Source organism: Paucibacter aquatile (genome assembly GCF_002885975.1).
Classification (GTDB): Bacteria; Pseudomonadota; Gammaproteobacteria; order Burkholderiales; family Burkholderiaceae_C; genus Paucibacter_A; species Paucibacter_A aquatilis.
This window is the reverse complement of record NZ_POSP01000004.1, coordinates 626,576-639,624: the sequence shown is the minus strand read 5'-3', so window position 1 is coordinate 639,624 and position 13,049 is coordinate 626,576. Positions and strand designations below refer to the sequence as shown.

At 67.9% G+C, this 13,049-nt stretch carries 10 protein-coding genes; 6 read left to right on the top strand and 4 right to left on the bottom strand.

Going from position 1 to position 13,049, the window contains the following annotated elements:
- The first annotated feature begins 33 nt into the window (after positions 1-33).
- From C1O66_RS22395 to C1O66_RS22380, 4 genes are all read left to right on the top strand, one after another.
- A complete protein-coding gene (locus C1O66_RS22395) occupies positions 34-381 on the top strand; it encodes a ComEA family DNA-binding protein (protein ID WP_165794741.1) in 348 nt (115 codons plus the stop codon).
- 163 nt (positions 382-544) lie between these two features.
- Positions 545-1,468 (top strand): peptidase associated/transthyretin-like domain-containing protein, encoded by a 924-nt coding sequence (locus C1O66_RS22390; RefSeq protein ID WP_102770211.1) that lies wholly within the window; start codon positions 545-547, stop codon positions 1,466-1,468.
- Between the two features lie 53 nt (positions 1,469-1,521).
- Entirely contained in the window at positions 1,522-2,259 is a 738-nt protein-coding gene (locus tag C1O66_RS22385) for a response regulator (RefSeq protein WP_102770444.1), read from the top strand.
- Positions 2,256-3,482, top strand: coding sequence for an ATP-binding protein (locus C1O66_RS22380; RefSeq protein ID WP_102770210.1), 1,227 nt, complete (start codon positions 2,256-2,258; stop codon positions 3,480-3,482). Before C1O66_RS22385 ends, C1O66_RS22380 begins: the two co-directional genes overlap by 4 nt.
- A gap of 2 nt (positions 3,483-3,484) precedes the next feature.
- On the opposite strand, the gene C1O66_RS22375 is transcribed toward C1O66_RS22380, so the two are convergent.
- Positions 3,485-4,777: a patatin-like phospholipase family protein gene (locus tag C1O66_RS22375; RefSeq protein ID WP_102770209.1), complete on the bottom strand. Its 1,293-nt coding sequence runs from the start codon at positions 4,775-4,777 to the stop codon at positions 3,485-3,487.
- 139 nt (positions 4,778-4,916) lie between these two features.
- The gene (dnaE, locus tag C1O66_RS22370; RefSeq protein WP_102770208.1) at positions 4,917-8,534 is read right to left on the bottom strand and encodes a DNA polymerase III subunit alpha; all 3,618 of its coding nucleotides are present in this window, start codon (positions 8,532-8,534) and stop codon (positions 4,917-4,919) included.
- 103 nt (positions 8,535-8,637) lie between these two features.
- On the opposite strand from dnaE, the gene C1O66_RS22365 reads away from it, so the two are divergent.
- On the top strand, positions 8,638-9,570 hold the full coding sequence (locus C1O66_RS22365; protein ID WP_102770207.1) for a peptidylprolyl isomerase: 933 nt from the start codon (positions 8,638-8,640) through the stop codon (positions 9,568-9,570).
- 13 nt (positions 9,571-9,583) lie between these two features.
- On the opposite strand, the gene C1O66_RS22360 is transcribed toward C1O66_RS22365, so the two are convergent.
- Positions 9,584-10,498 carry a DNA ligase gene (locus tag C1O66_RS22360; protein WP_207796058.1) on the bottom strand — a complete coding sequence of 305 codons (915 nt, stop codon included), beginning with the start codon at positions 10,496-10,498 and terminating at the stop codon, positions 9,584-9,586.
- Between the two features lie 221 nt (positions 10,499-10,719).
- Here C1O66_RS22360 and C1O66_RS22355 point away from each other — a divergent pair, with 221 nt between their 5' ends.
- Positions 10,720-11,490, top strand: a complete 771-nt coding sequence (locus tag C1O66_RS22355; protein ID WP_165794740.1) for a substrate-binding periplasmic protein — start codon at positions 10,720-10,722, stop codon at positions 11,488-11,490.
- 34 nt (positions 11,491-11,524) lie between these two features.
- Here the strand turns inward: C1O66_RS22355 and sbcB are convergent, their stop codons facing one another.
- Positions 11,525-12,967 carry an exodeoxyribonuclease I gene (sbcB, locus tag C1O66_RS22350; protein WP_102770205.1) on the bottom strand — a complete coding sequence of 481 codons (1,443 nt, stop codon included), beginning with the start codon at positions 12,965-12,967 and terminating at the stop codon, positions 11,525-11,527.
- Between the last annotated feature and the right edge of the window lie 82 nt (positions 12,968-13,049).

Sequence of the window (13,049 nt, the reverse complement as noted above, 5' to 3'; positions counted from 1 at the left end):
CCCGGGGTGAGGCGCGAGCACGAGATGACGCCGATGGACGCCGCCCCCTCTCGCCGCCAGCTGCTGATGTGCGGCCTGGCTGCGGCCTGCCTGGCGAGGCCACCCCTGGCCAGCGCCCAGAGCGATCCCAGCCCCAAGCCGCTGGAACTCAACACCGCCAGCCGCGCCCAGCTGGAATCGCTGCGCGGCCTGGGCCCGGCCCTGGTCGAGCGGCTGCTGCACGCGCGCCAGCAGCAGGCCTTTGAAGGATGGGCCGACCTGCGCCAACGCGTGCGTGGCATCGGCCCGGCTCTGGCCCGGCAGCTGTCGGAGCAAGGCCTGCGCGTCGCAGGCCAGGCCTGGCAGGACCGCGAGCCCAAGGCCAGCACGAGTGCTCCCTGAGCGAGCCGTTGTGTCAGCCCCGACACAAACTGACTGAACCACCGACAAACGAGGGCGCTCCAATGGCCTGCAGGCAGCCCCGGCTGCCCGGCCGAGCCCCAGGGTGCATGCCCCGGCCGCTCCGCCACGCCCACGCCCACGCCTTGCTGCAGGAGTTTCCGTCATGTCGCTTCACCCTTCGCCCTCACCGCTCTTCACCGCCGCCCACGCCCCCCGCGAGGATCACGACCTCGGCCTGTCACACGATCTGGCCCGCCTCGAAGCCGGTCGCCTGCAGCGCCGCCGGGCCCTGGCCTGGTTCGCCACGGTGGCGGGCTCGGCCAGCAGCCTGGGCCTGGTGGCCTGCGGAGGCGGTGGCTCGGAGGGCAGCAGTTCCAGCTCCAATGGCGGCAGCTCGAGTGGAAGCACCGGCGGTGGCGGCAGCAACAACAGTGCCTGCCCCCTGATTCCCGAGGAGACGGCCGGCCCCTATCCGGGCGACGGCTCCAACAGCGCCAATGGCAGCATCGCCAATGCGCTGGCCCTGAGCGGCATCGTGCGGCGCGACATCCGCAGCAGCATCGCCGGCGCCAGCGGCCTGGCCGGCGGCGTGCCGCTGACGCTGACCCTGCGCCTGCAAAACAGCAACAGCAGCAGCTGCGCCGATCTGTCGGCTTATGCTGTCTACCTCTGGCACTGCGATCGCGAAGGCCGCTACTCCATGTACTCCAGCGGCGTCACCGACCAGAACTATCTGCGCGGCGTGCAAAGCAGCGGCAGCGACGGCCTGGTGGTCTTCGACACCGTCTTCCCCGGCTGCTACGACGGTCGCATGCCGCATATGCATTTCGAGGTCTACCGCAGCCAGGCCCTGGCCAGCGGCTATGCCAACAAGCTGCGCACCTCGCAGATCGCCTTCCCCGAGGCGATCTGCCAGCAGGTCTACAGCAGCGCCACCGGTTACAACGCCAGCAGCAGCAACTTCGCCCGCATCAGCTTTGCCACCGACAACGTCTTCAGCGACGGCGTCAGCAGCCAGCTGGCCAGCGTCAGCGGCAACGTCAGCCAGGGCTATGCCGCGACCCTGAACGTCGGCGTGGGCGCATGAGGCGGGCGGCTGAGGTAGGCTCGGCAGCTCCTGTGACGCCCGAGGAGTCGGTGATGGACTGCCTGGTGGTCGATGACGACCAAGAGATTCGCCTCAGCCTGCAAAGCTATCTGCAGCGCTTCGACATCCGCGCCCAAACGGCCGCCGATGGTGTGGAGATGCGCCGCCTGATCGCCAACCAGCATTTCGATGTCGTCATCCTCGATCTGATGCTGCCGGGCGAGGGCGGACTGAGCTTGTGCCAATGGCTGCAGCAGCGCGGCGGGCCGCCGGTCATCATGCTGACCGCTCACGGTGACCCGATCAACCGCGTGCTGGGCTTGGAAATGGGTGCGGACGATTACCTGGGCAAGCCCTTCGAGCCGCGCGAGCTGGTGGCCCGCATCCACGCCCTGATGCGGCGCATCAAGAAAGCCGGTGCGCCCGAGGACGTTCAGGGCGCCCACCTCGGTTCGGCCCGCCTGCTGCAGTTCGAGGGCTGGCGTTTCGACCGCATGCTGCGCCAGCTGATCTCGCCGGAGGAGGTGGTGATGGCTTTGTCGCAGGCCGAGTTCCGCATGCTCAGCGCCCTGGTCGAGCGGCCCGGCCGCGTGCTCAGCCGCGAGCAGCTGATCGAGCTGACCCGCGCGCCGGGCGTGGACGTCAACGACCGCAGCGTGGACCTGAGCATCTCGCGCCTGCGCCAGAAGCTGGGCGACTCCTCGCGCGAGCCTCGCCTGATCCGCACCCTGCGCGGCGAGGGCTACCTCTTCGATGCCACACCGCAGGTGCTGAAAGGTGGCACCGCATGAGCTGGGCGCGGCGCGCCTCGGCGGCGCTGTTCAAGGACAGCCTGGCCAAGCGGCTCTTCCTGCTGCTTTGGCTGAGCCTGGTGCTGAGCCATGTGCTGGCCTTTGCCACCGTGCGCTGGTTGCACTTCTCCGACGCCTCGCCACCTGGTTTGCAGCCAGCCGAGGGCCCCGGAGCTCACCCGCCGCCGCCACCACCGCATCGAGCGGCAGGCCCGGGGGCCGGCCCGGGCGAACCGGGCCGCCTGCCCACCTTTCCTTCCCTGCCGCCCACGCGCGGCCTGCAGATGCTGGAGCAACCCTCCGGCCCGCCACGCGGCGCGGGGCCTGGCGGCCCTCGCCCGCCCGGCCTGAATGCCGCGCAAACCGCGCTGGACTACGGCGTGCGCCTGCTGGTCATGGCGCTGGCTGCCTGGCTGGGATCGCGTTGGCTGGCACAGCCCATGCGGCGGCTGATGCAGGCCTCAGCCGGCCTCGGTGACGCGGTCAAAGGCCGCGCGCCCCTGCCTCAGCTGGATGAAGGCAGCGGCACCTTCGAAGTGCGTGAAGCAGCGCGGCTCTACAACCAGATGGCCCGGCAGATGCGCCAGCAGTTCAACGAGCGCGGCCTGCTGGTGGCGGCCATCTCGCATGATTTGCGCACGCCGCTGACCCGCTTGCGCATGCGCCTGGAGACCTTGAGCCTGGAAGAAGGCCCGCGTCGCGCAGCGGTGGGCGATATCGTCGAGATGAGCGCCATGATCGACTCGGTGCTGGAGCTGTTCCAGGGCGATGGCCTGGCTTCGACCGAGGCAGCGCAGATCCAGGACCTGAGCGCCCTGCTGACCGCCCTCAGCGACGACCTCAGCGAGCAAGGCCATGCCGTGCACTGCAGCGGCCCGCCGGCCCGGGTGCGGGCCCAGCCCAGTGCGCTGCGCCGTGTGTTCGGCAATTTGCTGGGCAATGCAATCCGCTACGGCGGCAGTGCCGAGGTCAGCGTGGTGCTGGAGGACCAGCGCGTGCGGGTGCGTATCGAGGACCCAGGGCCTGGCATCCCCACCGAGCAGTTGGAGGCGGTGTTCCAGCCCTTCTACCGGCTGGAGTCCTCCCGCAACCGCCACACCGGCGGCACGGGGCTGGGGCTGTACATCGCGCGAGATTTGATCGAGCGCCAGGGTGGTCGGCTGCAACTGAGCAACCGCGCTGAAGGCGGGCTGTGTGCCGAAGTTGAGCTGCCTCTGGCTTGAGCTCAAGCCTCCATGGGGGCATCCACGGGCGCCTGTGCAAAGCCTGCCTTGCGCCGCCGCATGGCGGCCGGGTCGAAGCTTGGCGCCTGCGTCGGCCAGCCAAAGAACTTCTGCACCTCGACACGCCGCGCCAGCGTGTCGCTCATGCCCAGATTGATCAGCTCGCCGGTGAAGGAGGGTTCGAACAAGAGATAGCTGGTCAAGGCCGAGCCGCTGGCCCCCTTGCCCTCACCGGCCACGCCGACGCTGCGCAGCAGGCCCTTGATGGCCGGCGGCAGGCTGCCCTGGTGCTCGGCCGCCAGCTCATCGAGGCGGCGGCTGGGGGCGATCACCAACACATCGATGGGCCGCAGCGGCGTGGCCTGCAGCGCGTCCGGCGGCAAGAGCGACAAGGTGTTGTTGATGCGCTGCAGGCGCTCGACATCGACCGCCAGCGCATCGAGAAAGATATTGGACAAAGCATGGCCGGCGATCTGCGCCATGCTCGGGTGGCCGCTGACCAGGGTCTGGCGCCGGCCCGGGGGCTCGTGCATGCGCCCGGCGCCGATCACCAGCACACGGTCGGCGCCCAGATGCACGGCCGGCGAGATCGGCGCGCTCTGGCGCATGGAACCGTCGCCGAACCATTCGAGCTGGCCATCCAGATCCAGCTGCTGAGCCGGGAAGATGAAGGGAATGGCCGAGGAGGCCATCAGATGATCGATGCTGAGCTTGGCCCGCACGGCGATGCGCTGCGAGCGCAGCCAGGGCTCGAAGGGCAGATGGGTTTGGTAGAAGGTGACATGCTGGCCCGAGGTGTAGCTCGATCCGCTGATGGCCAGGGCCTGCATATGGCCGGCGGCCAGCATGGCATCGAGCCGATCCATGCGGATCCAACGGTTCAGCAAGCGCCCCAGGGGCGAGTTGTCGAGCAGGCTGTTGGGCCGCGTGCGGCGCCAGCGGGCCACGGCCCAGCCCAGGCTCATCATGGTCATCCAGCGCGCGCCGGTGCGGATCACGCCAAAGGCATCGGCGGCGTAGACCTGGTCCACATGGAGGTTCTGCCAGAGGTGCACCAGGCCATCGACCGCGGCATCGAAATCATCGGCATTGCAGGCCAGGGTGGCGGCATTGATGGCGCCGGCCGAGGTGCCGGCCACCACCGGAAACGGGGTCGAGGTCTGCGGGCCGCCCAGGCCGGCATCCCGGCGCAGCTGGGCAAGGGCCGCCAGCACGCCCACCTGGTAAGCGGCGCGGGCGCCACCTCCAGTCAGGATGAGACCGGTGCGGGGAGAAGACGAGGGAGTCGCAGCCATGGTGTGAATTGCGTCACATCATCGCTGAATTCCAGCCCGGACGAAGCCTCGAGAAGCGGGCAAAACACCACGGCCTGCAGCCCAGCCGCCACAGGGCAGGCATGCGGTGGCCCGCGTCATGCAGCTGCAAGAATCAACGTCAACCGGCGTCGTAAATGATTTGCGCCTGCGGCAAGGGCTTGGCCTGGCCTTTCGCCGGGCCGCCAAACTGGCTCAGGCGCGCCAGGGCCTCGTCGCAGGGCCAGAAGCGGCTGTCTTCGCCCAGCTCCAACCGGAACTCGGCACCCTCGTGCTCGCCCTGCAAGAAGTGGTGAGTCTGGATCTTCAGGCCCAGCAGCGTCACACCCTGCTCGGTCTGCACCTGGCGCGGCGGCCATTGCTTGACCACCTCCTTCAGATCCGGAAGGGTCGCACCGACCGGCACGTAGAAGTAACGGCCAAATCGCGTGCGTGCCGCAGCCAGGTCCCAGATGGCCTGGACATTGAAGCGGTAGCCGCCAGCAAAGCGGTCGATCTGCACCTTGCCCTGCAGGATCAAGAGCTCGTCGTCGACCAGCAGCTCCTTGTGCAGATTGAGCAGTTCCTCGTTGGCCACGGCTTCGATGATGTCGCTCTTGTCGTCGAGCTTGAAGATCGCCACGCGGCCGCGGTTGCCGTTGATCACGCGCAGATCGCTGACGATGCCGGCCAGCATCACCACCTCGCGGCTCAGCGCGGCGTCCTCAACATTGGCAATGCGGCGCTTGACCATGCGCCGCACCTCGTCGCCACTTTGGTCAAACAGATGGCCGCTGAGGTAGTAGCCGATGGCCGTCTTCTCCAGCGTCAGCTTTTCCTTGATGCTCCAGGCCGGCACGTCCACCAGATCGGGCTCGGCCGTAGATGAGCCATGGGTGTCGCCGAAGTCGAACAGGCCGCCCTGGTCGGCATTGGCCTCCTGGGTTTCGGCATGGGTGTAGCCGCGGGCCACGCTGGCCAGCAGGCGGGCACGGTCGGGCTCCAGGCTGTCGAAAGCGCCGGCCTTGATCAGCGCTTCCACCACGCGCTTGTTGCAGGCCTTGCGGTCGATGCGGCAGCAGAAATCGTAGAAGCTCTTGAAGGGGCCGTCCTTCTGGCGCACCGCGACGATGGAGTCGATCGCGCCCTTGCCCGTGCCCTTGATCGCGCCCAGGCCGTAATTGATGCGCTTGGGCCGGCCGCCCGGCGTGCCCGGCGCCGCCCAGTTCGGGAACACCCCGTCGCCCGGCATGATGGGTTCGAACCGGTGCACACCGAGATTGACGTTCGGCGGCTCGAAATCGATGCCGAAGAGCTTGGCGTCATTCAACAAGACTTTGAGCTTGTCGGTGTCGTCCATTTCAATCGTCATGTTCGCGGCGAAGAATTCGGCCGTGAAATGAACCTTGAGCCAGCCCGTGTGGTACGCCAACAGGGAGTAGGCGGCGGCGTGCGACTTGTTGAAACCGTAGCCCGCGAACTTCTCCATCAGGTCGAACACTTCGTCGGCCTGTTTCTCATCCAGGCCGTTGACGGCCGCGCCCTTGCGGAAGATGGCCCGGTGCTCGGCCATCTCCTCGGCCTTCTTCTTGCCCATGGCCCGGCGCAGCATGTCGGCGCCGCCGAGGCTGTAACCGCCCAGCACCTGGGCGGTCTGCATCACCTGCTCCTGGTAGACCATGATGCCGTAGGTCTCGGCCAGCACCGGCTCGGTCAGCGGGTGCGGATACTCGACCACTTCCTTGCCGTGCTTGCGCGCCACAAAGGTCGGGATCAGGTCCATGGGACCGGGTCGGTAGAGCGCGTTCAGGGCGATCAGGTCTTCCAGCCGCGAAGGTTTCGCGTCCTTCAACATGCGCTGCATGCCGGTCGATTCAAACTGGAACACGGACTCGGTCAATCCATCCGAGAACAGCTTGTAGGTGCGCCGGTCGTCGAGCGGAATGGTCTCGAAGGCGAAGTTCTTCTGGTCCGGGTAGCGGGCGACGATGAAGTCCTTGGCCAGCTCCAGAATCGTCAGCGTGGCCAGGCCCAAGAAGTCGAACTTCACGAGACCAATGGCCTCGACGTCGTCCTTGTCGTACTGGCTCACGGCCGAGGTGGAGCCCGGCTGCTGGTACTGCGGACAGAAGTCGGTGATCTTGCCTGGCGCGATCAGCACACCCCCGGCGTGCATGCCGATATTGCGCACCATGCCTTCCACCCGTGCGGCCAGCTTGAGCAGCTCGGCCACTTCTTCCTCCTGGGCCTCGCGCTCGTTCAGCTCCGGCGCCTCGTGCCGGGCGTAGATCATCTTTTCCTTTTCAGGATCGAAGTTCTCCGGCAGCTTGGCCAGGGTCACGGTCTTGCCCGGCGGCGCCGGGATCAGCTTGGCGATGGAGTCCACCTGGCCATAGCCCATGCCCAGCACGCGGCCGATGTCGCGCAAGGCCGCCTTGGCGGCCATGGTGCCGAAGGTGGCGATCTGGCTGACGGCCGGGCGGCCGTATTTTTCCTTGACGTAATCGATCACCCGGTCGCGGTTGCCCTGGCAGAAGTCGATGTCGAAGTCGGGCATGGACACCCGCTCCGGGTTCAGGAAGCGCTCGAACAGCAAGTTGTACTGCAGCGGATCCAGGTCGGTGATCAAGAGCACATAGGCCACCAGGGAGCCGGCACCCGAGCCCCGACCCGGGCCCACCGGGCAGCCATGGGTTTTGGCCCACTTGATGAAGTCACCCACGATCAGGAAGTAGCCCGGGAAGCCCATCTTGATGATGGTGTTCAGCTCGAACTCCAGGCGCTCCACATAACGTGGCCGCTCGGCGTCACGCTTGACCTCGTCGGGGTACAAGAGCTTGAGCCGGTCCTCCAGGCCCTCAAAGGACAGCTGGCGGAAGTACTGCTCCATCGGCATGGGCGTGCCGTCTTCCAGCAGCGGCGTCGGGAAATTGGGCAGCTGCGGCTTGCCCAGCACCAGGCTGATGGAGCAGCGGCGGGCGATTTCCACCGTGTTGGCGATCGCCGACGGAATGTCGGCAAACAGCGCCTCCATATCGGCTTGCGAGCGGAAGTATTGGCCCGGCAGGAAGCGCTTGATGCGCTTGGGGTTGGTCAGGGTCTCGCCCTCGGCCACGCAGACGCGCGCCTCGTGGGCATCGAAATCGTCTTCGCCCAGGAACTGGATCGGGTGGGTGGCCACCACCGGCAGGCCCAGCTCGGCCGCAAAGGGCACGCTGGCCTGGACCAGGGCCTCCTGGCCGGCCAGGCCGGCGCGCTGCAACTCGATGTAGAAGCGGTTCGGGAAGATGGCCGAGAAGCGCTGCGCCCAATCGCGCGCCCGCACCTTGTCGCCACTGAGCAAGGCCTGGCCCAGGCCGCCAAACTGGGCGCCCGAGAGGCAGATCAAGCCCTCATTCAGCTCCTGCAGCCATTCCCATTTGAGGCAGGCCTGGTTGCGCTGCACGTTCTGGATCCAGGCGCGCGAGAGCAGCTCGCAGATGTTCAGATAGCCCTGGAAGTTCTGCACCAGCAGCAGCAGGCGGGTCGGGTTCTTGTCCGAGCCCTCGGGCTCCAGCCAGCAGTCGGCGCCCAGCACCGGCTTGACACCTTTCTTGCGGCAGGCGTTGTAGAACTTGATGCCGCCAAACATATTGGCCAGGTCGGTGATGGCCAGGGCGATCTGCCCATCTTTGGCGGCCGCAGCGGCCGCGTCATCGGTTCTGAGGGTGCCGTCGACGACGGAAAATTCGGTGTGGGTGCGCAGATGAACAAAAGCCATGGCGGCATTGTAGGCAGGGGCATGGTTCTCCCCAGCCGCGGGCCCGCTGCCGGCGGCTATGCTGCCGGCCAGATTGCAACCGCATCCCTACGGAGGAGCTCCCATGCACAAGACCTTGCCCGCCCTGGCCACCCGCCTTGTCTCCAGCCTTGCAGCCGCCCTGCTGCTGAGCCCCAGCGCCCAGGCCGCCGGCCAGCCCGACCCCGGCAAACGCCCCAGCAGCGCCGATGTGCTGGCCGCCGCCCAGCCCGGCGACTGGCGCGAAGTCAAGGCCGAGGATGCCCTGCTGATGGAGCTGGCCAGCGGCCCGGTGGTGATCGAACTGGCGCGCGAGTTCGCGCCCGTGCATGCCAGCAACATCGTTCGGCTGGCCCGCGGCGGCTATTTCGACGGCCTGGCCATCATCCGCGTGCAGGACAACTACGTCACCCAGTGGGGCGATGCCGATGACGAGGCGCCCACCGCCCGCGCCAAGCCCGCGGACCTGGCCAAGGCGCCGGTCGAGTTTTCCCGCGCGCTGAAAGGCCTGGACTTCCGCGCCCTGCCGGAGCGCGATGGCTGGGCGCCCCAGGTCGGCTTCGTCCAGGGCTGGCCAGTGGCGGCTGACCCGAAGAAAGGCCACGCCTGGCTGACCCATTGCAACAGCATGGTCGGCGCCGCCCGCGGCAATGAACCCGACTCCAGCGACGGCAGCGGGCTCTACACCGTGATCGGCCATGCCCCGCGCGCCCTGGACCTCAACATCACCAGCGTCGGCCGCGTGCTGCAAGGCATGGAACGCCTCAGCGCCCTGCCCCGCGGCGCCGGCGCCCTGGGCTTTTACGAGAAGGCCGAGCAACGCACGCCGATCCAGCGCGTGCGCGTGCTGGCCGATGTGCCCGAGGCCGAGCGCCCCAAGCTGCAGGTGCTGCGCACCGACACCGCCACCTGGAAGCGCTGGCTCGATTCGCGCCGCTACCGCAGCGGCTGGTTCGTCCACAGCCCCGACCGCGTCGAGCTCTGCAGCGCCCTGCCTCCGGTGCGCCCGGCGCCCTGAACCAGCCTCGGCGCTACAGCTCCTGCACGCGCACAAAGGTGGCGAAGCGCGGCAGGCCCGAGCCGGTCAGCCCGCGGTAGCGGTAGCTGACGGTGCTGCCCAGCGGCGGCGGCGCGCGGCGCTGGGCCTCGTTGAAGCCGCTGCCGATGTTGAACTCCTGGCCAGCGGCATTGCGCACGCGCAGCGCACCGAGCAGGCCGCTCCAGCGCCCCTGGCCCGGCAGGTGGGCGATGACCAAGGCGTCTTCATCGTCGTGGGTCTTGAGCTTGAGCAAGGCCTCATGACGACCACTCAAGTACGGCGCATCGGCCTCGTGCAGCATCAGGCCCTCGCCACCGGCGCGCAGCACCGCCTGCAAGCGCTGGCGGAGTGCGGCCAGGCTCTCCACGCGGTCCTGCGGCACGACCCGCAGCAGCGGCGTATCGGCTGCAGCCGCGATCTCCTGCAAACGGGCCACACGCGCAGAGAACGGACCGGCCCCGCCGGGCAGCTCGAACAGCAGGTACTGCATCTGTTGCCACTCGTCCTCACGCGGCGCGCTGCGCCTCAGCGCCGCCGAGCAGGCCTCGAAGCGCCCTCTCCCCATCCACAGCTCACCATCCAGGGGCTGCTGGGGCGGCAGGCGCGCCAGAACACTCGGCGGCGCCGCCAAGACCAGGCCCTGGCGGCTGAGCAGACGCTCGCCCGTCCAGTAGGCACGCACGCCATCGAACTTCTCGCTGACCAGGTAGCGACTCAAGTCCCGCCCGGCCAAACCGTCCAGCCCACCGCGCGGTGTTTGTGCCAGCAGCAAGGGGGGCTTGATGGCTGAGGCCGGCGCCGGGGCTGCAGCAGCCCAAGTCCCGGCCGGTAGCAGGGCCGGGCTGAGTTGCAAGAGCTGGCGGCGCTGCAAGCCCGCACCCGCGCGCCCGGCCGCCTTCCCATTCACCTCGATACAGGGCTCAGACCCCGAGGCCATCGATTCCATGAGCAGCTCCTTGCATCAAGACGCCGTGGACCCATTTCATGACGGAGGCCACACCAGCGTGCTGCAATGAGCCTACGCCAGCCCGCGGGGCCCCTCAAGCCGCTTATGCTGCGGGAGCCGTCCCGAACACCAGCGTGCGCCGGATTTCATCCTTCGAATCGAGGATTGAGGAGCTGCCCTTCATGCCCCATCGCCGCCATGCCCTGGCACTTCTGGCCGCGCCAGCCCTGGCACGGGCCGTCCCGTCCATGGCACCGGCCAACAGCAGCGCGGAAGGCGTCTTGCGCGTGGTGGCCACCGAGTTCCCGCCCTACACCACGCAGGAAAGCAGCGAGGGCGGACCGGCGATCGCCATTGCCCGCGCCGCCCTGGCCCGCACCGGCCTGACCCTGGAGATGGACTTCCGCCCCTGGTCTCGCCTGATTGCCGAGCTGCAGCGCGGCCTGTGGGACGGGGTCATCGGCGTCTGGCGCAACCCCGAGCGCGAAGGCTATCTCAGCTTTCCGCAGCCTCTGGGCATTGCCAACCGGATCGGCTTCATGGCGCGCAGCGATCGCCGCTTCGATGTGCGCGAGCTGAGTCGCTTGAAACACCTGCGCATCGGCATCGTGCGCGGCTACGCCAACCCGCCCGCCTTCGAACAGGCGAACTTGCAATGCGACGAAGCCCTGGACGACCTGGGCAATCTTCGCAAGCTGCAAGCGGGCCGCATCGATCTGGCCCTGGTGGACAAAGGCGTGGCGGCGTACTTGCTGCGCCGCCAGCTGTCCGAGGCGGCGGCATCTCTGGTCTGGCTGGAACCCTCGGTGGCGGACATGCCGCTCTACATGGCCTTCAACCGAGCTCACGCCGCCCACGGGTCGCGCGTCACTGCCTTCAACAAAGGCATGGCCGAAATGCAAAGCAGCGGGCAGCTGGCCCGCTTGTTGATGCGCAGTGCCGAGTTGATGTGATGAGCCACGCCCCGCCGCGCGGGCAGGGCCGGGCTCAAGCTTCCGGGGCGATCTGCTCCGCGTATTCGTAGAGTGCGCCCAGGATGTCCTGGCCGCGCTCATCGGCCGCTTCGCTGAGCTCGTCCACACGCTCGAAAAACGCCGCCAGGGTCTGCGCGCCGCCGGCGCCCTCGTGCAGGCGGGCGGCGCAATGGGCCTGCCAGCGCTGTGCCTCGGCCGCGCTGAGGCTGGCCGGGAAGTTACGCGCGCGGTAGCGGAACACCAGCTCGGCCAGCCGCTCGTCGGCAAACGTGAGCTTGCCCTCGGCCGCACGCTGGGCGATCTGCTCGGGCGTCTGGCTGCGCAAGCGCTGCAAGGCACGGCGGTCATCGGGGCCGATGAAACCGCCGTAGAGGTCTTCGTCCACATCCGCCGGGCCGGGCGTCGCTTCGCGCTTGAAGACATCGCCCCAGAGTCCATCGAGCAAGCGGCCTTTCTCCATCAGCATTTGGGCATGGGCCAGGCCCTGGGCCATATCCAGCCCCCAGCGCTCGGCCATGGTCGGGCTCAGGGTCTTGAGGTTGCCGATGACGACGGGCGACTTGTTGATGTGGATGGTCTTGATCGGCAGCCGGGTCTGGCCCTCGGGCAGATCCTCCTGCTTGACGAACATGCGGCCGCGGATGTCGGCTGCGTTCAGGGTCAGCAGCTCGGCGGGGTCGGTGGCCAGGTCCCAGACGATCAGCTCGTTCTTGTTCGTCGGGTGCGGCGCCAGCGGCCAAACCAGGGCGATGCAGCCGCGCTCGGGGCCGTACATGCCCGAGATGTGCAGAAAAGGCCGGCCAACGCCGATCTCGGCCCAGACCGCGTCTTTCTTGCGCAGGCGCAGGCAGAAGTCAAAGAGCTTGGGCTGGGCGGTCTTGAGCAAGCGCGCCAGGGCGATGGTGGCGCGCACATCGCTGAGCGCATCGTGGGCCGCCTCGTGCACCAAGCCGTTGGCCACGGTCAGGTGCTCCAGCTTGAAGGACGGGCGGCCATCCTCGTGGCGTGGCCATTCGATGCCCTCAGGTCGCAAGGCATAGGCACAGCGCACCACATCGAGGATGTCCCAGCGCCCGCATTCGTTCTGCCACTCACGCGCGTAAGGGTCGATCAGATTGCGCCAGAACAGATGGCGCGTCACCTCATCGTCGAAACGGATGGTGTTGTAGCCCACGCCCACCGTGCCGGGCTCGGCCAGCGCCGCCTCGATGGCGGCCGCGAAGGCATGCTCGGGCACGCCTCGCTCCAGGCAGGTCTGCGGCAGGATGCCGGTCAGCAGGCAGGACTCGGGGTCGGGCAGGCTGTCCGGGCTGGGCTGGCAGTACAGCATCAGCGGCTCGCCGATCTCGTTCAAATCGGCATCGGTGCGCACGCCTGCAAACTGGGCCGGCCGGTCGCGCCGCGGCACCCGGCCAAAGGTTTCGTAGTCGTGCCAAAAAAAGCTGAATTCACTCATGGCGCGCAGCGTAACGCATGCGCCGCGCTGACCGAAGCATCCAGACACCGGGCGGGCGGGAATGCGAGGCCATCCCTCGCCC

Excerpts from the sequence above, each read along its gene's own strand:
- C1O66_RS22385 (WP_102770444.1), top strand. The coding sequence starts at position 1,522 with ATGGACTGCCTGGTGGTCGATGACGACCAAGAGATTCGCCTCAGCCTG.
- C1O66_RS22380 (WP_102770210.1), top strand. The coding sequence starts at position 2,256 with ATGAGCTGGGCGCGGCGCGCCTCGGCGGCGCTGTTCAAGGACAGCCTG.
- C1O66_RS22395 (WP_165794741.1), top strand. The coding sequence starts at position 34 with ATGGACGCCGCCCCCTCTCGCCGCCAGCTGCTGATGTGCGGCCTGGCT.
- C1O66_RS22375 (WP_102770209.1), bottom strand. The coding sequence starts at position 4,777 with ATGGCTGCGACTCCCTCGTCTTCTCCCCGCACCGGTCTCATCCTGACT.
- sbcB (WP_102770205.1), bottom strand. The coding sequence starts at position 12,967 with ATGAGTGAATTCAGCTTTTTTTGGCACGACTACGAAACCTTTGGCCGG.
- C1O66_RS22365 (WP_102770207.1), top strand. The coding sequence starts at position 8,638 with ATGCACAAGACCTTGCCCGCCCTGGCCACCCGCCTTGTCTCCAGCCTT.
- dnaE (WP_102770208.1), bottom strand. The coding sequence starts at position 8,534 with ATGGCTTTTGTTCATCTGCGCACCCACACCGAATTTTCCGTCGTCGAC.
- C1O66_RS22355 (WP_165794740.1), top strand. The coding sequence starts at position 10,720 with ATGCCCCATCGCCGCCATGCCCTGGCACTTCTGGCCGCGCCAGCCCTG.
- C1O66_RS22390 (WP_102770211.1), top strand. The coding sequence starts at position 545 with ATGTCGCTTCACCCTTCGCCCTCACCGCTCTTCACCGCCGCCCACGCC.